The following is a 20,320-nucleotide window of genomic DNA, read 5'->3' on the forward strand; positions in this document are numbered from 1 at the left end:
GTTGACACATAGATAGTTTGACACCTATTCTTGACACAATAGACTGTCAGGGAACATTTACATGACCATCGCCAGTACCAATACAACAGGTGCGCAATCGCTTGGTCGGCGCCTTTACTCGGATGCTGAAAGAGCCCGCCGAGACGCCACGAAATGGACCCTTGTTCAGGGCCTTTTGGCACCCTTTCAATTTGTTGTTTTCCTGATCTCCTTGGTGCTTGTGATCCGCTATCTGGTAACCGGTGTCGGCTACGAAGCAGCAACCCTGTCGATCGTCATCAAAACGGCGGTTTTACTGCTGATTATGGTGACAGGGGCAATCTGGGAAAAAGTGGTCTTTGGACAGTACTTGTTCGCACCCGCATTCTTTTGGGAAGACGTGTTCAGCTTTGCCGTTATCGCATTGCATTTACTATATGTTTTTGCGCTTCTAGCTGACGCATTTACGCCCGTGGATCTGATGTATATCGCACTCGCAGCCTATGCAGCCTATGTCATCAATGCCGCCCAATTCGTCTGGAAATTGCGCCTTGCCAGACTGGACGCAGAGGCGCGCTTATGAACGTCCCGCTGCCCCCCACAAACGGCGGTTGTCGCACGGCTCCGGTTCTCAAGGAACGGGGCCAGCGTGAGGTGTTTTGTGGCCTGACCGGAATCATCTGGTTGCACCGCAAAATGCAGGACGCGTTCTTCCTCGTGGTCGGGTCCCGGACTTGTGCCCATCTGCTGCAATCTGCGGCGGGTGTGATGATCTTTGCAGAGCCGCGATTCGGTACGGCGATTCTGGAAGAGCAGGATTTGGCCGGAATGGCCGACGCGCATCAGGAGCTTGATCGCGAGGTTGAGAGACTTCTGGCGCGCCGACCAGACATCCGACAGTTGTTCTTGGTTGGGTCGTGCCCGTCGGAGGTGATTAAGATTGATCTGGCTCGCGCAGCAGAGCGTTTGAGCCAGGTGCATGCGCCGCATGTCCGCGTGTTGAACTACTCTGGCTCCGGTATTGAGACGACATTCACCGAAGGTGAGGACGCCTGCCTCGCCTCGATGGTTCCGGTATTGAAAGACACGACTGCGCGCGAGTTGCTTGTTGTGGGCGCCCTGCCTGACGTGGTTGAAGATCAGATGATGTCGCTTTTGACCGACATGGGCATCGGCCCGATCCGGCTGCTGCTTAAGCACGTCGGATTGATGACACCACTGCCGTCGGCGAGAACACCGTCTTCGCGCTGACCCAACCCTTCCTAGGCGATACGCATGCCGCACTTGAGCGGCGGGGCGCCCGCCATATCGCGGCCCCGTTCCCGTTTGGTGATGAAGGGACAACAGCATGGTTGCGCGCCATCGCGATTGAATTTGGCGTCAGCGATGAAACCTTTGAGGCCGTTACAGCCGCCCCACGTACGCGGGCGCGCAAGGCGATCGCGCAAGCGGCAGAGGCGTTGCGTGGTAAATCGGTGTTCTTCTTCCCCGATAGTCAGCTGGAAATCCCCCTCGCCCGCTTCCTGACCCGCGAATGCGGGATGACGGCCGTAGAAGTCTGCAGCCCCTACATTCACGATGCGCTGCACGGCCCTGACTTGGACTTGCTACCTGCTGGTCCGCAAATTTCCGAAGGACAAGATGTTGACAAACAGCTAGCGCGCGCGCGTGCTGCCCGCCCTGATTTGACGGTTTGTGGCCTTGGCCTTGCCAACCCGCTTGAGGCTGAAGGCCTTTCGACCAAATGGGCCATCGAACTGGTTTTCACACCGGTGCACTTTTACGAACAAGCTGGCGACCTCGCCGGTCTTTTCTCGCGTCCTCTGCGCCGCAAGTCGGTCCTCCAGTTGGAGGCGGCCGAATGAAGTTGACCGTCTGGACATACGAAGGTCCGCCCCATGTTGGTGCGATGCGTGTTGCGACGGCGATGAAGGGTCTGCACTACGTGCTGCATGCCCCGCAGGGCGATACATATGCTGACCTGCTGTTCACGATGATTGAGCGGCGCAATCACCGTCCGCCGGTGAGCTATACGACCTTTCAGGCACGTGATTTGGGTGCAGATACGGCAACTTTGTTCAAAGCGTCCTGTCAGGATGCTGTGGATCGGTTTGACCCAGAGGCGATCATTGTTGGTGCGTCCTGCACCGCTGAACTGATCCAGGATGATCCGGCCGGATTGGCTGAAACGATGGGCCTCAGCATCCCCGTCATTCCATTGGAACTACCCAGCTATAGCCGCAAAGAAAACTTCGGCGCGGATGAGACGTTCTATCAGATCGTGCGTAGCCTCGCGCAGCCGCAAGAGCGGACTGCGCGGGTCACTTGCAACATTCTTGGCCCCACGGCGCTGGGCTTCCGCGCCCGCGATGACGTGGAAGAACTGACCGGGCTTCTGTCCGACATGGGGGTCGACGTAAACGTGGTCGCCCCCTTGAACGCAACGCCGTCTGATATTGCGCGCCTCCCAGCGGCGCATTTCAACGTGTTGCTCTCGCCCGAAACAGGTGAGGCTGCGGCACGGTTCCTCGAAAAGAACCATGATCAGCCATTTACGAAAGTCGTGCCTATCGGCGTGGGTGCGACACGCGACTTCGTCAACGAAGTCGTGGAGATGACCGGCGTCACTGGTCGCCCTGATGAAAGCCGTTTGCGGATGCCTTGGTGGTCGCGTTCGGTGGATAGCACTTACTTGACCGGCAAGCGCGTCTTTATCTTTGGCGACGGAACCCATGTTGCGGCTCATGCCCGGATCGCCCGCGACGAGATGGGTTTCGAGGTCGTCGGCATCGGCTGCTACAACCGCGAAATGGCGCGACCTATCAGGGCGCTGGCCAAGGAATACGGTGTCGAGGCGCTGATCACGGATGATTATCTGGAGGTCGAGGCGGCGATTGAGCGGCTGAGCCCTGAAATGATCCTCGGCACGCAGATGGAGCGTCATATCGGCAAGCGCTTGGGCATTCCATGCGCCGTGATCTCTGCGCCGGTGCATGTGCAGGACTTCCCAGCGCGGTACTCGCCGCAGGTCGGCTTTGAAGGCGCGAACGTTATCTTTGATACGTTGATCCATCCGCTTGTGATGGGTCTGGAAGAGCATCTGTTGACCATGTTCCGCGATGATTTTGAGTTCCACGACGAAGCAGGACCAAGCCATCACGGCGGTAAGGCGAAAGCCAAGACAGAAGATGCACCTACCGAGCAAATTCAGCCGATAGATGACAATGTGATTTGGCTTTCTGACGCCGAAAAGGAACTCAAGAAGATTCCATTCTTTGTGCGCGGCAAGGCGCGCCGAAATACCGAGACATTCGCCATAGAAAAAGGGCTGCACGAAATCAGCTTGGACACCCTTTACGAAGCAAAGGCCCATTATGCGCGATGAGGTGATACATAAACCTTACCGCGTGGTGATTGTCACACTGGACGCGCATGCTGCTGGTCCGGCGCTGCGTGTCTCATCGCGTCTGGCCCCTGATTTTCCGGGGCTTGAGGTGCAAGTTGTTGCGGCGGCTGAATGGTCGGAATGCCCCGACGCACTGGCCCGCGCACAAGAGGCCGTGGCGCAGGGCGACATCATCATTGCCAACCTGTTGTTCCTTGAAGAACATGTGAAAGCCATTCTGCCGACGATGCAGGCCCGCAGGGACCAGTGCGATGCGATGTTGGGTGTGATCGCGGACGCAGAAATCGTCAAACTGACCCGCATGGGTGAGCTGGATATGTCCAAGCCTGCCAGCGGCGCGATGGCTTTGCTCAAGAAATTGCGTGGCTCATCCAAGGCCTCGGCCAGTTCGGGCGCCAAGCAGATGAAGACCCTGCGCCGCTTGCCTAAAATCCTCAAACTGATCCCCGGTAAGGCGCAGGATTTGCGTGCCTGGTTCCTGTCAATGCAATACTGGTTGGGCGGGTCTGACGATAATGTCGAACAGATGATCCGCTTTCTGATTGGGCGCTATGCGACGCGGCCCAATTGGCAGGGCGCGAAAGCCGATTTGCCGATCGAGTATCCTGATGTCGGCCTATATCATCCTGATCTGCCGGGGCATCACATTGTTACCGAGCTGGGTGATTTGCCAGCTCCCACGGCACCGGTTGCGACCGTCGGCCTGTTGATGCTGCGATCCTACATCCTTGCGTCTGATAGTGCCCATTATGATGCGGTGATCCGATCATTTGAAGCCAAGGGCATGCGCGTGATCCCGGCCTTTGCAGGCGGGCTTGATGGCCGTCCTGCGGTCGAAAGGTATTTTCAGGGCCGCGTTGATGCGATGGTGTCCTTGACCGGATTCTCTCTTATTGGCGGACCAGCCTACAACGATAGCGACGCGGCCGTGGCGCTTCTTGAGACGTTGGATGTGCCCTACATCGCCGCCCAGCCACTTGAATTTCAGACTTTAGGGCAGTGGGCTAACAGCGGTCAGGGTCTTGGCCCGATTGAGACCACCATGCTGGTCGCGCTGCCCGAAATTGACGGTGCCACGAACCCGACCGTCTTTGCCGGACGTCATGGTGCCGAAGGCTGCCAAGGCTGTGCGGTTGCTTGCTCTGCCCAATCTGACTGCAAAGCGATGGCACCCTGCCATGAACGGATCACCAGCCTGACCGAAAAAACACTGCGCCTTGCGCAGCTGCGCCGCAAACGGAACGCTGACAAGAAGGTCGGTGTCGTCCTGTTCGGGTTCCCGCCAAATGCAGGCGCTGTCGGGACCGCCGCTTATCTGAGCGTGTTTGAAAGCCTGCACAATACGCTGACGCAGATGAAGATGGATGGCTTTACCGTCGATGTTCCCGAAACGGTTGATGATCTGCGTGCGGCTATCCTGCAGGGGAATGCGACGCAATATGGTCAGCACGCGAATGTCGCTGCCCACGTTGATGCCGACACGATTGTGCGGACCACGCCACCGCTTGCGGCTGTTGAGGCCGTTTGGGGGCCGGCACCGGGCCGCATCCAGTCAGACGGGCGCGGTGTTTATGTGCTTGGCCAGCACTTTGGGAATGTGTTTGTCGGTGTTCAGCCAGCCTTTGGGTATGAAGGCGATCCAATGCGCCTGCTCTTTGAAAAGGGCTTTGCGCCGACGCACGCTTTTGTCACCTTCTACCTTTGGTTACGCAATACGTTTGCAGCTGACGTTGTGCTGCATTTCGGGATGCATGGCGCGCTGGAGTTCATGCCAGGTAAGCAAGCGGGATTGGGCGCGCGCGATTGGCCGGATCGCCTGATCGGCGAGATGCCAAATGTATATCTTTATGCGGCCAATAACCCCTCCGAGGCGACTTTGGCCAAGCGCCGCTCCAATGCCGTGACGATCACACATTTGACGCCCCCTTTGACGACAGCAGGCCTTTACAAGGGGCTGGCTGAACTGAAAGACAGCCTGACCCGCTGGCGCGAGATGCCAGAGGGCGATGACCAGCGCGCCGATTTGGAGCAGTTGATGCGCGATCAGGCAAATGCGGTCGATATGAACGCCCGCGACATTGACCGGCTTTGGTTGAAGTTGCTGGAGACCGAAGGGTCTTTGATCACCGAAGGTCTGCATGTTGTAGGCAAGCCGCTGTCCGGCGCGGCACGGGCAGATATGATCCGCCTGATGCCTGCGGGCGAAGCAGCGGATCATGCAGCAGAGCTGTTGAAAGAAGACCATGAACTGCCAGCGCTGATGCGTGCCTTGTCCGGGCACTACATCCCGCCAGTCCCCGGCGGCGATCTGATCCGCGCGCCACAGATTGTGCCCACGGGCCGCAATATCCATGCGTTTGATCCGTTCCGCATGCCGACCGCCTTCGCCATGTCCGAAGGGGCCAAACAGGCCGATCTGCTGCTGGAAACCCATGCCGGTTTGCCACGTACTGTGGCGTTAGTGCTTTGGGGTTCCGACAACATCAAGTCCGATGGCGGACCGATCGGTCAGGCGTTGTCGCTAATGGGTGCGAAGCCGCGGTTTGACAGTTTTGGCCGCTTGTCCGGCGCTGATTTGATCCCGTTAAAGAAGCTGGGCCGCCCCCGCATTGACGTGGTGATGACCCTGTCTGGGATCTTCCGTGATCTCTTGCCTTTGCAGACGCGGATGCTGGCTGAGGCCGCTTTGAAATGTGCCATGGCCGACGAGCCGTTGGAGCAGAACTACATCCGGGCGCATGCACTGGCTTACGCAGAGGACATGGGGTGCGATTTAGAGACGGCGGCGTTGCGGGTGTTTAGCAACGCCGAGGGTGCCTATGGGTCCAACGTGAACCAGTTGGTCGATAGCTCGGCCTTTGGCGATGAGGATGAACTGGCCGATGCTTATGAGGCCCGCAAGTCCTTTGCCTATGGTGTGAACGGCAAGGCCGCACAGAACCCGGCCCTGTTGCAGAAGGCGTTGAAGGACGTTGATCTGGCCTATCAAAACCTGGAGTCAGTCGAGTTGGGTGTGACCACGGTTGACCATTACTTCGATACGCTCGGTGGCATTTCCCGTGCCGTGAAGCGTGCGAAAGGTGGCAAGAGCGCGCCGGTTTACATTGGTGATCAGACCCGTGGGTCGGCCAAGGTGCGTACCCTTGCAGGATCAGGTGGCGCTTGAAACGCGTAGCCGGAGCCTGAACCCGAAATTCTACGAAGCTTTGCTGAACCACGGGCACGAAGGTGTCCGCCAGATCGAGGCACATGTGACCAACACGCTGGGCTGGTCTGCAACGACCGGCGAAGTGGAGCCGTGGGTCTATCAGCGCCTGTCCGAAACATTTCTTCTGGATGACGAAATGCGCGAACGCCTTGCGGCGCTCAACCCGCAGGCGTCCATGCGCATGGCGAACCGCCTGCTTGAAGCGTCGGATCGCGAATACTGGGCGCCCGACGAAGACACATTGGCGGCCCTTCAGGATGCAGCGGATGCGCTGGAAGATCGGATGGAGGGGGTCGCAGCAGAATGATTGTGTTGATTGGGCTTTGCGCTCATTCGGAGCGCCGGTGTGGGGGCGCTGCCCCTGTCCCTACGGGACTCCCCCGAGGTATTTTTGAACATGAGAAATGGGGTCTGTCCCCAACAATGAAAGGAGGCTCGCATGAGCCCCAGAGATGACGTTCCGAACCTAAAAGGCTTGGATGGCGAAGGGTCCGTCCAGGTCCATCAGCCGGACGATGCAAAGATTGAAGGTGCAAAGGTGTTCTCGGTCTACGGCAAGGGCGGGATTGGGAAATCGACGACATCGTCGAACCTGTCAGCCGCCTTTTCGATGCTGGGCAAGCGCGTATTGCAGATTGGGTGTGATCCCAAGCATGACAGCACGTTCACGCTGACGGGGTCTTTGGTGCCGACGGTGATTGATATCCTTAAAGAGGTCGACTTCCATTCTGAGGAATTGCGCCCCGAGGACTTCATCTTTGACGGTTTCAACGGTGTGAAATGCGTCGAGGCGGGTGGTCCGCCTGCCGGTACCGGTTGTGGTGGTTACGTAGTTGGGCAGACGGTGAAACTGCTCAAGCAGCATCACCTATTGGAAGATACCGATGTCGTGATCTTTGACGTCTTGGGCGATGTGGTTTGCGGTGGTTTTGCCGCACCGTTGCAGCATGCCGACCGTGCGTTGATCGTGACCGCCAATGACTTTGACAGCATCTACGCGATGAACCGGATTATTGCCGCCGTTCAGGCGAAGTCGGCCAACTACAAGGTGCGGTTGGCCGGTTGCGTCGCAAACCGTAGCCGCGAGACCGATGAGGTGGATCGCTATTGCGAGACCGTGGGTTTCAACCGCATTGCCCATATGCCTGATCTGGATGCCATCCGCCGCAGCCGTCTGAAGAAGAAGACCTTGTTCGAGATGGAGGACGAAAAGGACATCGTTCAGGTCCGCAAGGAATACATCCGCCTCGCTGAGACGCTTTGGAACGGGACAGAGCCTTTGGCCCCGGCCCCACTTCCTGATCGTGAAATCTTTGAATTGCTTGGGTTTGATTAATGGCTGACTACGCCGCCACACGTGACCGGGTCGAGCATTATTTCGACCGCACCGCGACCAAGGTTTGGGAGCGGCTGACGTCTGACGCGCCTGTTTCCGGGGTGCGGGCCACGGTGCGTGCGGGGCGCGACAGGATGCGTGCGCTGATGCTGGCGCAACTGCCCGAAGACCTGCGCGGTGCGCGGATTTTGGATGCGGGTTGCGGCACAGGCACGATGGCCGTGGAACTGGCCCAGCGCGGGGCTGACGTGGTGGCCGTTGATATCTCGCCAGCTTTGGTGGGGATCGCGGAACAGCGGATGCCTGCAAACCTAGCGGGACACATCACTTGGGTTGCAGGCGATATGCTTGAGGCCACGACCGGTGTTTTTGACCACGCGCTCGCGATGGACTCGATGATTTACTATAGCGCGCCCGACATCGCCGCCTTGCTTGCGAAGGCAAGCCCGCGCATCAACGGCAAGTTCGTCTTTACCCTGCCGCCGCGCACACCTGCGCTAATGGCGATGTGGCGTGTCGGCAAACTGTTCCCGCGGGCCGATCGCAGCCCGACGATGATCCCCCAAACAACAGCCGGTATTGCCGACGCTCTGCGGATGGCAGGTGTGAAAGGCCGCCTGGTTGAAATCGACCGTGTGAAGTCTGGTTTCTACATCTCGAACGCCTTGGTTTTTGACGGAGGGAAGACATGATCTTCAAAGCCTCCTCTCTGAAACAAGTCTCGGTGAAACTACTGCCGTTCAGCGATGCGGTGAGCGATGAGTTGCCGCTTGGCCAATTGCTGCGCCTGTCTCTGTTCCAGATTTCGGTGGGCATGGCGGCTGTTATGCTGCTGGGAACGCTGAATCGGGTGATGATCGTTGAGCTGAATATCGGCGCAATGCTGGTGGCGGCGATGATCGCATTGCCGGTCTTGGTTGCCCCCTTGCGCGCTTTGGTTGGCTACAAATCTGACAACTACAAATCCGCGATTGGGTGGAAGCGTATTCCATACCTCTGGCTGGGCACCATGTGGCAGTTCGGTGGTTTGGCGATTATGCCGATGGCGTTATTGGTGCTGTCTGGCGACCGCACGATTGATCTGCCAATCGCAGGATATCTTGGCGCAGCCCTGGCGTTTTTGATGACCGGCTTTGGCATGCATATGACGCAGACCGCAGGTCTGGCACTGGCTGCTGACCGCGCGACCGAGGAGACGCGACCCAAAGTCGTGGCCCTGCTTTATGTCATGAACCTTGTGGGCATGGCGTTTGCCGCCATCATCATTGGTGCGTTGCTGCGTGACTATTCGGCGCTGCGTCTGGTGCAGGTTGTGCAGGGCACGGCGGTTGTAACGCTCTTGCTGAACCTGGTCGCCCTTTGGCGGCAGGAGAAGGTCAAGCCGATGACCAAAGCGGAACGGGCCGAGGCCTCACCGACGTTCCGAGACGCCTGGAATGATCTGGCGGCGGGTGGCGATGCAGGGCGTCTCTTGGCGGTCGTGTTCATCGGGACCATGGCGTTCAATATGCAGGATGTTTTGTTGGAGCCTTATGGCGGCGAAATCCTTGGGCTTTCGGTGTCTGCGACAACCTTGCTTACAGCCATGTGGGCTGGTGGCGCATTGATTGCATTTGGCTTTGCGGCGCGCTGGCTGGCGAAGGGCATGGACCCTTACCGTATGTGCGCGCGAGGCATTTTGGCTGGCGTGCTTGCCTTCAGTGCCGTCATCTTTTCGGCACCCGTCGGATCGCCTGTCTTGTTCTATATCGGCGCGGCCTTGATCGGTTTCGGAGGCGGCCTTTTTGGCGTCTCAACCCTGACCGCTGCCATGACAATGCCCACGCTTGGCAATGCTTAGCCGTGGTTTGGCCTTGGGCGCCTGGGGGGCTGCGCAAGCCACCGGTGCCGGGCTGTCCATCTTTATCGGGGGCACGATCCGTGACCTCGTGAACCATGCCGCTGGGAACGGCACCTTGGGAGAGGCGCTCGCCACGCCTGCCACAGGCTATTCGGTCGTTTATCACACCGAAATTGGCCTTCTGTTTATCACCCTGATTGTGCTGGGGCCGCTTGTGCGGCTTCGGCCCATTAACACCGGGGGGTCTGCCAAGCTGGGATTGGCAGATTTCCCGACCTAACCACCGAAAGGACATCAAAATGGTTGGTGAAACATTCTTTGGAGACTTCGATCTGGCGAGCGCGGCGATTTGGCTCTTCTGGATCTTCTTTGCGGGTCTCATCGTTTATCTGCAGACCGAAAACATGCGTGAAGGCTATCCTTTGCGTGACGATGAAGATGGCGTTCCGGCGAATGAGAGCCTGTTGCCGATGCCAAAGGAAAAGACCTTCAAGCTGCGCGATGGGCGCGGTGAACTGACTGTCCCGTCACGTGAATACGAAGATGCCAAGATGCGCAATGATCTGGCATTGGCGCAGTCATCTGCGGCGTCCGGCTCACCTTGGATCCCCACCGGTGATCCGATGGTTGATGGTGTTGGCCCTGCGTCATGGGCACCGCGCCGGGACGAACCTGAACTGGATGCGCATGGTCACGTCAAAATCCGTCCGATGTCGCTGCTGGCGGACTTCAAAATTTCCGCAGGTCGCGATCCGCGCGGGTTGGCCGTGGTTGGCCGTGACGGCGAGGTTGTTGGCCGCGTGACGGACATGTGGGTCGATGTGCCCGAGCAGATGGTGCGTTTTCTAACAGTTGATCTGAACCCAGAAGGGACGGGTAAAACACGCCTGATCCCCATCAACATGGCCAAGATCGGCACGGACCGCGTGGTCGTGCGGTCACTGATGGAAAGCAATTGGGACAATGTGCCCGCGACCAGAAGCATGGAGCAGGTGACCGTGCTCGAGGAAGACAAGATCATGGCGTATTACGCCGGCGGCACGATGTACGCCTCCTGATCTGATGACGCAACGCCGCGACCCCGGCTCGCCACCGGGGCCGCATCGGCAATGAAAGGGAACATGCCATGAGCCATGACGACTTTAACTTTGAACCCATCAGAGGGTTGCCTGAGCAGTTGCCTGAAGGGGAACATATCTTGTGGCAGGGTGCGCCTGATCCACGTCGCCTGGCGCGCGAGGCATTGGGTGTGCGTTGGGTCATGGCTTATTTTGCGTTGCTGGCCTTTTGGCGGGTTGGCGTATCATCGGCGGATTTCCCATTTGGCATCGCGCTGATGCATGGGGTGCCGTTCATCATCTCTGGCTTTTTGGCCTGTGCTATCCTTTGTGGCATCGCCTATGTGCAGGCGCGTTCGACGGTCTACACCTTAACCAACAAGCGGGTGGCGATGCGCATTGGCGCGGCGCTGACGATGACGCTGAACCTGCCTTACACTTGGATTGGAACAGCGAAACTGGATCTCAAACCATCCGGTCACGGCACCTTGGCGTTTGAGCTGATCGGCGAAACCCGGATTTCCTATCTGATGTCCTGGCCCCATGTGCGGCCGTGGCGCATGGCGCGGACCCAGCCCGCGCTGCGCTGCATCCCGGATGCCGAAAACGTCGCCCGCATCTTTGCCGAAGCGGCAGAGACCCGGATTTCCGAACCACGTGTCACACGGGTTGATCAACCAGACGGCACAGCCGTCGCAGCGGAGTAACTGGCCATGTCTCAGCTTGAACAACAAATGCGTCACCGGGACAAAGAAATGGTCCCTCGGATTTTAGTACAGGCCATGTTTGGCCTGATGGCGGCAAGCCTTGCCATTGTGGCCTATGCCCAATGGTTTGATGTGCCCAACAGGGGTGTTCTGGTTGAAGCACCCGTTGTGCAATCGCTTGACATTGTGATGGAAGGCGACCGCAGCGGCACCTACACCGTCACGACTTTGGACGGCACCCAGATCGCATCTTCGGCTGATGAAATGGGCGGCTTTATCGGTGTGATGGGCCGGGTTATCGACCGCGAACGCCTGGTGCATGACCTGCAGGGGAATGCGCCCATCACCGTGGTGCGCCGCGAAAACGGCAACATCGCCATCATTGATGACACGACCGATTTGCGGGTCGAACTGATCGGATACGGCAAAGACAACGTGGCAGCTTTTGCCAAGCTGCTTAACTGAAACCGTGCGCGGGTTAGCCACCGGCGCCTAATGTGAAAGGGAACTCACATGGGACTACTATTCAGAGAGAAAGAAACCGCGCCTTGCACGGTCACAATCTCGCATCGCTTTGAAGAATTGTCAGCGCACGTGCGCCTCGACAACGGTGCAGTGATCCACCCAGGCGACACGGTGCAGGTGCAGGGGCCCGAGATCATGGCCGCTTTTGGCGAGATCATTGAAGAAAAGCGTACAGCGGTGATTACCCGCGCCTCCAAGCTCGAACAGCTGTGGACCCGCGCCACGGGCGATCTGGAGTTTATGGAACTTTGTGAGTTTTCATTCAGCGAAGAGGTGATGTCATGAATATGCATTCATCCACTGCCGCGACCGCAGAAGAGGCGATTGCCGCGCAAGAGGCCCTGCCGCCGCTGACCAATGAAGAGGCGACAGAAGTGGCGATGGCGAACACGTTGCTGACGCCGCGTTTCTATACCACAGACTTTGATGAAATGGACGCCATTGACGTCACGCCAGTCCGCGAAGAGTGGGACAAGCTGATCGCCGCAATGAAAGCTGACCCGAACAAGGGCCACTTCAAGAAAAACGAAGACTGGGACGATGTTGATTGGGATGGGATGGAGCCTGCGCTGAAGGCCGAGTTCATCGACTTCCTGATTTCCAGTTGTACCGCCGAGTTTTCGGGCTGTGTTCTGTACAAGGAAATGAAGCGCCGTGGCTCAAACGAAGATATCACGACGTTGTTCCAATTGATGGCACGGGACGAAGCGCGTCATGCTGGTTTCATCAATGATGCCCTGCGCGAAGCCGGTATCGCCGTGAACCTTGGCTTCCTGACACAGGCGAAGAAGTACACCTACTTCCGTCCCAAGTTCATCTACTACGCGACCTATCTGTCCGAAAAGATTGGCTATGCCCGTTACATCACCATCTACCGTCATCTTGAGGCGAACCCCGACAAGCGGTTCCACCCGATTTTCAAGTGGTTCTGCGAGTGGTGCAATGATGAGTTCTCGCATGGTGAAGCCTTTGCGCTGTTGCTGAAGACCGATCCAAAGCTGACCGAGACTTGGGCCAACAAAATGTGGATCAAGTTCTTCCTCACCGCCGTCTTCTCGACCATGTGGGTGCGCGATCACCAGCGTCCTGAATTCCACAAGGCGCTGGGCGTTGATCCTAAGTGGTACGGGCAAGAGGTGTTCCGCAAAACGTCCGAGATCTCCAAGCAGGTGTTCCCGATGACATTGGACATCGACCACCCACGGTGGGAGCCAACGCTGAACCGGATGCAGGACGCCAATGTGCAAATCGCCGAAGGCCGCAAGCAAGGTGGGATTGGTGGTTGGGCCAAACGAATGGTCGGATCGGTCAAGGCCGGTTTTGCCTTTGTCTCGCTTCTAACCATTCCCGCCCAGAAAAACGCTGTGCCTGACAGCCCACGGTTGGAGCCTGCTTACTGATGACCTCGCCGTGGATCGCATCGCTGATTGCTATTTTCGTCTGGTGGTTTGCCACCGGGGCGATTTTGGTGGCGGTGCGCCGGGCGGATCGTCTGGGCACGCATGGGATGACGACAGTCATGGGCCTGCCGTTGCTGGCGCTGGGCGTTTGGGCGGTTGCTGTATCGCTGAGTGATGCCAGCGTTGCAGGTGCCTATATCGGGTTTTTGGGCGCATTGGCGATCTGGGGCTGGATTGAATTGGCGTTCTTGGCCGGGGTCATTACCGGCCCGCAACGCGAAGCATGTCCACCGGGCCTATCCGGGCGCGACAGATTCTTCCGCGCCTTTCAGACCGTGGCCTATCACGAACTGGCGCTGACCATGGGTCTTTGGGGTTTGGTCATAGCATCAGATGGGGCAGAGAACCGGATTGCGATGGCGACCTATCTGGTCCTGTTCCTCGCCCGCATTTCTGCCAAGCTGAACCTGTTTTACGGGGTGCCGCGAATCAATCTGGAATTTGTGCCCGACCGGTTGTCCCACCTCAAATCATACTTCCGGCGTGGTCCGGTGACCCTCGCCTTCCCGGCGGCGATCACTATTTTGACCGCGCTTCTCGCGGTCTGCGCCGAACGGCTCTGGACTGCCGGATCGGACGTGACGGTCGTGGGCTTTGCCCTTTTGACCGCAATAGCGGGCCTTGCCCTGCTTGAACACTGGCTGATGGTGGTTCCACTGCCAGATGCGAAACTCTGGCGTTGGATGCTTCCGGCGCAAAAAACGATGCCCAAAGAAGAAAGACAGTAGCGATGGATTTTGACGCCCTATTCAATGCCCAGTTGGATCAGCTGAAAAACGAAGGTAACTACCGGTACTTTGCCGAGCTTGAACGAAAATGCGGGAAGTTTCCGAGGGCGGCCAACCACGCCGAGGAAGGCGTGCGCGATGTCACCGTCTGGTGTTCCAACGATTATCTGGGCATGGGCCAGCACCCCAAGGTGATTGGCGCAATGTGCGAAGCTGTTGAGCGAACCGGCACCGGCGCAGGCGGAACACGCAACATCTCTGGCACGAACCATGATCACCTGTTGCTGGAACGCGAGCTGGCTGATCTGCATGGCAAGGAGGCAGCGCTGCTGTTTACCTCGGGCTACGTATCAAACTGGGCCGCGCTCAGCACATTGGGCAGCCGGTTGAAAGACTGCGTCATCCTGTCGGATGAAGGCAACCACGCTTCAATGATAGAAGGCATAAGGCACAGTCGCGCGACCAAAGTCATTTGGAAGCACAACGACGTCCATGATCTTGAGATGAAGCTGCGGACCCTGCCAGCCAACGTGCCCAAGATCGTTGCCTTTGAAAGTGTCTACTCGATGGATGGCGACATAGCGCCCATCAAAGAAATCGTCGAAGTGGCCGAGAAGTATGGTGCGATGACCTATCTGGATGAGGTGCACGCCGTGGGCATGTATGGCCCCCGCGGCGGCGGTGTTAGCGAACGCGAAGGGCTGGCTGATCGCATTACCCTGATCGAGGGGACGTTGGGCAAGGCCTATGGCGTTGTGGGCGGTTACATTACCGGGTCGGCGGCGCTATGCGATTTTATCCGTAGCTTTGCCTCTGGATTTATCTTTACCACAGCACTGCCGCCAGCGGTGGCGGCGGCGGCGCGGACATCAATCGCATATTTGAAGGAATCCCAATTTGAACGGGCCCAGCAAAAGCGTCAGGTTGCGCGTTTGCGCGCTGCACTTGATCGCGAGGGTATCCCCCATATGCAGAACGAAAGTCACATTGTTCCCGTCATGATTGGTGATCCAGTCAAGACCCGCATGCTGGCAGATTATTTGATGCGTGAATGGGATATCTATGTGCAGCCTATCAATTATCCGACCGTCCCCAAGGGGACCGAGCGGCTACGTTTCACGCCGTCCCCTCTTCATACAGATGCTGATATTGATCACCTTATCAATGCCTTAAGGGTTTTGTGGAGGCAATGCGCCCTCGCCCACGCGGTGGCATAGCGCCTATCACGCAATCTTTTGCACACCGGGGGTGGACCGTCCCGCTTGTTGTATTACATTGCCCACCGACTGGGGCGAACGGTCACAGAACTAGATCGAAGAGGAATACGATCATGAAGAAGTTTACAATCGCAGCAGCCTTTGCTGTTCTTTCCGCACCCGCCTTTGCCGATGGCCATGCCGCGACTGTTGGTGATGCTGCTGCCGGAGAAGAGCAGTTTAACCGCCAGTGTGTTGCGTGCCATGTGGTTGCCGACGCATCCGGTGAGGTCCTGGCTGGCCGCAATGCGCGCACAGGCCCGAACCTCTATGGTATCGCTGGCCGTACAATGGGTACAGTCGAAGATTTCCGCTACAGCGACGCATTGATCGAGCTGGGCGAAGCCGGGACATTGTGGACTGAAGAATCCTTTGTTGGCTATGTTCAGGACCCAACCGGCTGGTTGCGCGAAACTCTTGATAACCGTCGCGCCCGCGGCAAAATGGCCTATCAGGTCCGTCAGGAAGAGCAGGCGTATGACCTTTATGCCTACCTTGCAACATTTGTCGCAGAATAAGCTTAAGCGACAAACAAACCCATTTTTGTGTGGTGGTATTCAGGTAGGCGGGGAAAATCCCGACGGCCTTTTACGTTTCAAGAATGACGCGCGCGACCTGTTCGGGATCCTCTTCATGCGCCAGATGGCCGAGGTCAGGCAACTCAGTCAGATAGCCCTTTGGCAGTCTTTCGACAGCCCTTCTGCTGATGTCCGGTGGCACTGCTTTGTCAGCCAAACCGACGATCAAATGCACGCGGATATCAATCTGTTCAAGCCGCGACAGCAACCCATCAAGCGACCACTGTGCCATCATGGATAAGGTCGCATCGACATGTCCTTTGTCGGTGGCAAGTCGATAGTAGAGCTCCAGTCCATCTTGATCAAGCGTCGAGCCTGTCCCTTCCACTAGGTTGCGCACGCTGGCGCGAGTTGTCGTGCTGGCGAACAAACCGGCGCTGAAGGGCGTAACAGCAAGCGCCTTGGCCATCATCGGGAAAAGCCAGCCTGCCATACCTTTGAAATTGCCAAGGGCCGCATTGATCCCGACAATACCCTCGCGGGGCTGCATGCCAAGTTCCCACATGCGCAACGCAATCGCCGTTCCGGCAGAGTGCCCGACGACGATATCGGGCATCCAACCTTGGTTGCGGCATAGCGCCAGCAGGTCATGGGACATATGATCCAGCCCGCAACGCTGCTGGGCGCCAAGTTGGGTAAACCCCTGCCCGGGCAGATCTACGGCCACAACACGGTGTGTTCTTGCCAACAGCGGAAACAGCCCCCGAAAACTCTGCGTGGCGCCGCCTGCACCATGGATCAGTAGGATGAGCGGGCCTTCTCCATGTTCCTGAACATGCCAACGATGTGGACGATGCAGGATTTGGCGTGAATAAGCTGTCAGAGGCCAGTCCCGGGCATCATCGGGCCAGCGCATCAGTCGCCCAACGCTGTTGCGACAGATTTCGAAAGCCGTTCCGCATCGGCCCGGGGTAGCGGCAGATAAGCCGCGTCCAGTGTTTGCGCGAGGTTGCGTAACGCGGGTTCGGGCCTGTTGCCCGTGTCGATGACAATAGCGTCGGTGCCATGTGCACGCAGGACACGCGCTATCTGTTGGGCGTCCGTTGCAGCCTGTTTGCGGTCGGCTTGCCCATCAAGTGCGATATTTGCACGTCCGTCGGTAAGGATCGCAACCGTCGGTGTTAGCCCGCGTAAAGCTAGCTTGGGTGGCTTGCTCAAATGCAGTCATCATCCCCGCAGCCAAGGGTGTGCCACCACCACCGGGCAACGCCGCAAGACGCCGTTTTGTTTGAACAAGCGAACGTGTTGGCGGCAACAGCAGCTCCGCCTCCGTCCCGCGAAACGCCACCAACGCCACGTGATCCCGGCGGGCGTAGGCCTGTGCCAGCAGCAGTTCGACCGCACCTTTCGCCTCGGCCAACCGTGTCAGCGCCGAGGATCCAGAGGCATCAACCGTGAAGATCAGAAGGCGGTCTGATTTCTCTTCAAAACGCTTGATGCGGATGTCGGCGGGCCTGATCTGCAATCCATCACGTCCAGTCGCGTTGTGTCGGATCGTTTGCCAAGGGGCAGCAGCGCGTAGCGTGCCTATGATATCAATCCGCGCACCATCACTGATGCGGCCAGCGCGTGATGGCAATGGTCTGCCACGCCGGTTGCCCTTGCGCGCGGCCCCAGTGCCATTGCCGCGCCCAGCCCGCGCTTTCTGTGCTGCCAGTTGATCAAGCAGATTATCCGGCAGAAGTGCGTGTACGGCTTCTAGCAGCAACTCATCAGGCAGATCGAAACTGTCCTCAGCCGCATTCTGGTTGTCCTGCTCGGGCGGCGGCGCGGGTGGGTCTTCCTGCGTTTGTGGTTCGGGTATACGCGTGGCGCGGTGTGCCAATGTCAGCGCGCAGGCCGTTTCAACATCTTCAGAGATGACGCTATCGCGGCCATGCATTGCTGCATGCGCCCGCGCCGCACGCATTGCAAACAGTGGTGCGCGCATGCTGTCGATGCCAAGATCATCGGCAATGCGTGTGATCTGCGCTGTCGTCTCTGCCGCTATCGTAACGCTTTGAGAAGCGTTCGCTGTTTCGGTCATTCTCTCGGCGCTTTTGATATCGGCTAGACCGCAATCTGACAGATCAATGTGAAAGGCCAGACGCTCTGCCAGTTTCGGGTTCAGGTGTGCGTCGGGTTCGGCGCCCTCGTCCAATGCGATAAGGCAGTGCTCATCGCCTTTGTCCAAAGCAACAGCGAGCCGGGCTGCGAGGCCGGTTGTTGCGCGTTCGGCCATTGCCAAGATCAGGGTTCCGGGGGTCGCGAGAAGCCCCTTGTCCTGCACCAGTTGCCCACTTGCCAAAGTTGCAGATAAATCCAACCCGCCAAATAGGGCCTCGTCCGATACGGCCGGATGCAACCGTCGTGCCTTTGCGTCAATCAGTGCCGTCAGCCGGTCGCGCACCGGGCCCGATCGCGCACGGATACACATCCCGCCTAACCCCGGATCAAGCCGCAGCAGTTGCAACGCCAGCGTTGCGTGCATCCAGCGTCGGTCAGCCAAGAACTTCTTCCACGGTACGGGCAACGCGCATGCCGCTACCAGCCTCGTCCAAAGGATCGCGGCGCAGGCGATGGCGCAGGGCCATTGGGGCGACTTCGCGGACATGGGCGCGGGTTAATGCCGTATCATCGCGCCACGCGGCATAGGAACGGGCGGCCTTCAACAACGTCAACTCTCCGCGCAGGCCGTCAGAGCCAAGCGCAAGGCAAAGTTCAGCCACATCCGTCAGTGTCTTTTCGGATGTCTTGAGTTTAGACAGCGACTTCCGCGCCTTTAGTATCCGGTCTCGGATCGCCGCGTCCTCAGCCTGCCAGCGGAGCATAAAGGCGGCCTTGTCGTTTTCAAACGCATCGCGGCGTTTGATGACCTCGACACGCGTGTCCACCTCTTTTGGTGAGGCCACTTCAACGGAAAGACCAAAACGGTCCAGCAATTGAGGGCGCAGTTCCCCTTCTTCAGGGTTGCCTGACCCGACCAGAACAAACCGGGCAGGGTGACGGATTGAAAGCCCTTCGCGTTCGACCACGTTCTCACCCGATTGGGCAACGTCGAGGAGCAGATCAACAATATGGTCCTCAAGCAGGTTCACTTCGTCAATATACAGATAACCACGGTTCGCACGCGCGAGCAGGCCGGGCTGAAACGCCTTTTCGCCTTTGGTCAGCGCCTTTTCGATGTCGAGCGCACCGGTCACCCTGTCCTCGGTCGCGCCAAGTGGGAGGTCTACGACCGGCGTCGGCATGTCTTGCGCCCGTTTCCCGGTGACGCCCGCCCATTCAGGCACGTCCTTGGCTTTGGCGCTGTTGATCGGGCAGCCCTTGATCGCCTTGATCGGGGGCAACAAAGCCGCCAAAGCCCGCACAGCGGTCGATTTGCCCGTGCCGCGATCGCCAAACACCAGAACGCCCCCTATGCTGGCGTCAATCGCGGTGAGGATCATCGCCTGTTTCATCTCGTCCTGACCGACGATGGCGGAGAATGGAAAGGGTTGCATTTAGGTAACCTCAAGTTTGGCTAGGGGTGAGGTGCCGTTCCATGTACCGCGGTCCGAATGGACCGCGAAACGAGCATAAAGCTCTTCGCGAAACCAGCCTTCATCACGGACGGCGCGGATCGCTTCGGCGTGGGGGCCAGTGCGGGCGAAACCGGCCATCGCTTGCTCAGACGGCCAGATCGAGAACGTAACCTGATGCAGCATGGGCACTTCGCCGATGCCGATCTTGAAAGCGACATTGGGGTCTTTGCCGATCATTTCCGAGATATTTGGCACGCGGCCCCAGAACCGGGTCAGAATACGGGGTTTGATCGTGGCGCGCGTCAGCGCTGCCAAAGGGCCGGATGTCTCAGCAATGGAAGGCTCAAAAGGGGTTTGGCCCGACCATACGCCGCGGGCGGTTTGTGTTTGCAGGAAAACGGTCCAGTTTTCAGCCGCCCACTTTTGGTAAGTCGCAAAGATTCCTGATTGCGTCCTGTTTTGGGCGGTCCTCGCATCTGGCCATGTTGCCAGGATCGCATAGACGGCTGTGTTCGGCACCGGCGTGAACCCCTCGCCTGTGCCAGAGCCGCAGAGTTTCCAAAATCCGATGTCAGGTGTACGTGACAGTGGCAGCCTTGCTGCGCCCATCATTGCCAACGCCCAAGCACGGGCTAGCGGCCCGGCAAAGCGAAAAAACGATAGGCTAACAGTCTGAGTCACAAGCGTATCCTCACTGTGTGTCAACAAATCCTGACACATTTGGCCGAAGTTGGGA

15 protein-coding genes and 4 pseudogenes are annotated in these 20,320 nt (G+C 58.2%); 15 read left to right on the plus strand and 4 right to left on the minus strand.

The annotated features are described in order from the left end of the window. Positions 1-61 precede the first annotated feature (61 nt). From bchF to QTO30_RS14460, 15 genes and pseudogenes are all read left to right on the plus strand, one after another. On the plus strand, positions 62-562 hold the full coding sequence (gene bchF, locus QTO30_RS14390; protein WP_340424787.1) for a 2-vinyl bacteriochlorophyllide hydratase: 501 nt from the start codon (positions 62-64) through the stop codon (positions 560-562). Beyond that, positions 559-1,844: pseudogene (locus tag QTO30_RS14395) on the plus strand (ferredoxin:protochlorophyllide reductase (ATP-dependent) subunit N). The gene bchF and the pseudogene QTO30_RS14395 overlap by 4 nt, the downstream one beginning before the upstream one ends. Next, on the plus strand, positions 1,841-3,364 hold the full coding sequence (gene bchB, locus QTO30_RS14400) for a ferredoxin:protochlorophyllide reductase (ATP-dependent) subunit B (RefSeq protein ID WP_340424788.1): 1,524 nt from the start codon (positions 1,841-1,843) through the stop codon (positions 3,362-3,364). The pseudogene QTO30_RS14395 and the gene bchB overlap by 4 nt, the downstream one beginning before the upstream one ends. Then, positions 3,354-6,900, plus strand: a pseudogene (locus tag QTO30_RS14405) (magnesium chelatase subunit H). Before bchB ends, QTO30_RS14405 begins: the two are co-directional and overlap by 11 nt. 132 nt (positions 6,901-7,032) lie before the next feature. Continuing rightward, positions 7,033-7,929 (plus strand): ferredoxin:protochlorophyllide reductase (ATP-dependent) iron-sulfur ATP-binding protein, encoded by an 897-nt coding sequence (gene bchL / locus QTO30_RS14410; protein WP_340424789.1) that lies wholly within the window; start codon positions 7,033-7,035, stop codon positions 7,927-7,929. Beyond that, positions 7,929-8,621: a magnesium protoporphyrin IX methyltransferase gene (gene bchM / locus QTO30_RS14415; RefSeq protein WP_340424790.1), complete on the plus strand. Its 693-nt coding sequence runs from the start codon at positions 7,929-7,931 to the stop codon at positions 8,619-8,621. Before bchL ends, bchM begins: the two co-directional genes overlap by 1 nt. Beyond that, positions 8,618-10,049 (plus strand): annotated as a pseudogene (locus tag QTO30_RS14420) (PucC family protein). The gene bchM and the pseudogene QTO30_RS14420 overlap by 4 nt, the downstream one beginning before the upstream one ends. 19 nt (positions 10,050-10,068) lie before the next feature. Continuing rightward, positions 10,069-10,827, plus strand: coding sequence for a photosynthetic reaction center subunit H (puhA, locus tag QTO30_RS14425; protein ID WP_340424791.1), 759 nt, complete (start codon positions 10,069-10,071; stop codon positions 10,825-10,827). 68 nt (positions 10,828-10,895) lie between these two features. Continuing rightward, on the plus strand, positions 10,896-11,534 hold the full coding sequence (gene puhB, locus QTO30_RS14430; protein WP_340424793.1) for a photosynthetic complex putative assembly protein PuhB: 639 nt from the start codon (positions 10,896-10,898) through the stop codon (positions 11,532-11,534). A 6-nt stretch (positions 11,535-11,540) separates the two neighbouring features. Next, complete coding sequence (gene puhC, locus QTO30_RS14435; RefSeq protein ID WP_340424794.1) at positions 11,541-11,999, plus strand: photosynthetic complex assembly protein PuhC; 459 nt, start codon at positions 11,541-11,543, stop codon at positions 11,997-11,999. A 48-nt stretch (positions 12,000-12,047) separates the two neighbouring features. Next, the gene (locus QTO30_RS14440) at positions 12,048-12,344 is read left to right on the plus strand and encodes a hypothetical protein (RefSeq protein WP_340424795.1); all 297 of its coding nucleotides are present in this window, start codon (positions 12,048-12,050) and stop codon (positions 12,342-12,344) included. Continuing rightward, entirely contained in the window at positions 12,341-13,459 is a 1,119-nt protein-coding gene (gene acsF, locus QTO30_RS14445; RefSeq protein ID WP_340424796.1) for a magnesium-protoporphyrin IX monomethyl ester (oxidative) cyclase, read from the plus strand. The genes QTO30_RS14440 and acsF overlap by 4 nt, the downstream gene beginning before the upstream one ends. Then, entirely contained in the window at positions 13,459-14,247 is a 789-nt protein-coding gene (puhE, locus tag QTO30_RS14450) for a putative photosynthetic complex assembly protein PuhE (RefSeq protein ID WP_340424797.1), read from the plus strand. The genes acsF and puhE overlap by 1 nt, the downstream gene beginning before the upstream one ends. A 2-nt stretch (positions 14,248-14,249) precedes the next feature. After that, a complete protein-coding gene (gene hemA / locus QTO30_RS14455; protein ID WP_340424798.1) occupies positions 14,250-15,464 on the plus strand; it encodes a 5-aminolevulinate synthase in 1,215 nt (404 codons plus the stop codon). A gap of 113 nt (positions 15,465-15,577) precedes the next feature. Beyond that, positions 15,578-16,021, plus strand: coding sequence for a c-type cytochrome (locus tag QTO30_RS14460; protein ID WP_340424800.1), 444 nt, complete (start codon positions 15,578-15,580; stop codon positions 16,019-16,021). Positions 16,022-16,091: 70 nt separating this feature from the next. On the opposite strand, the gene bchO is transcribed toward QTO30_RS14460, so the two are convergent. The 4 genes and pseudogenes from bchO to crtA all read right to left on the minus strand — a co-directional run bounded on the left by bchO (position 16,092) and on the right by crtA (position 20,265). Further along, complete coding sequence (gene bchO / locus QTO30_RS14465) at positions 16,092-16,937, minus strand: alpha/beta fold hydrolase BchO (RefSeq protein ID WP_340424801.1); 846 nt, start codon at positions 16,935-16,937, stop codon at positions 16,092-16,094. Further along, positions 16,937-18,551: pseudogene (locus QTO30_RS14470) on the minus strand (magnesium chelatase subunit D). Before QTO30_RS14470 ends, bchO begins: the two are co-directional and overlap by 1 nt. 10 nt (positions 18,552-18,561) lie before the next feature. Continuing rightward, complete coding sequence (bchI, locus tag QTO30_RS14475) at positions 18,562-19,563, minus strand: magnesium chelatase ATPase subunit I (RefSeq protein WP_340424802.1); 1,002 nt, start codon at positions 19,561-19,563, stop codon at positions 18,562-18,564. Continuing rightward, on the minus strand, positions 19,564-20,265 hold the full coding sequence (crtA, locus tag QTO30_RS14480; protein WP_340424803.1) for a spheroidene monooxygenase: 702 nt from the start codon (positions 20,263-20,265) through the stop codon (positions 19,564-19,566). Positions 20,266-20,320 lie beyond the last annotated feature (55 nt).

Origin of the sequence: Yoonia sp. GPGPB17 (assembly GCF_037892195.1) — a bacterium.
Taxonomy (GTDB): domain Bacteria; phylum Pseudomonadota; class Alphaproteobacteria; order Rhodobacterales; family Rhodobacteraceae; genus Yoonia.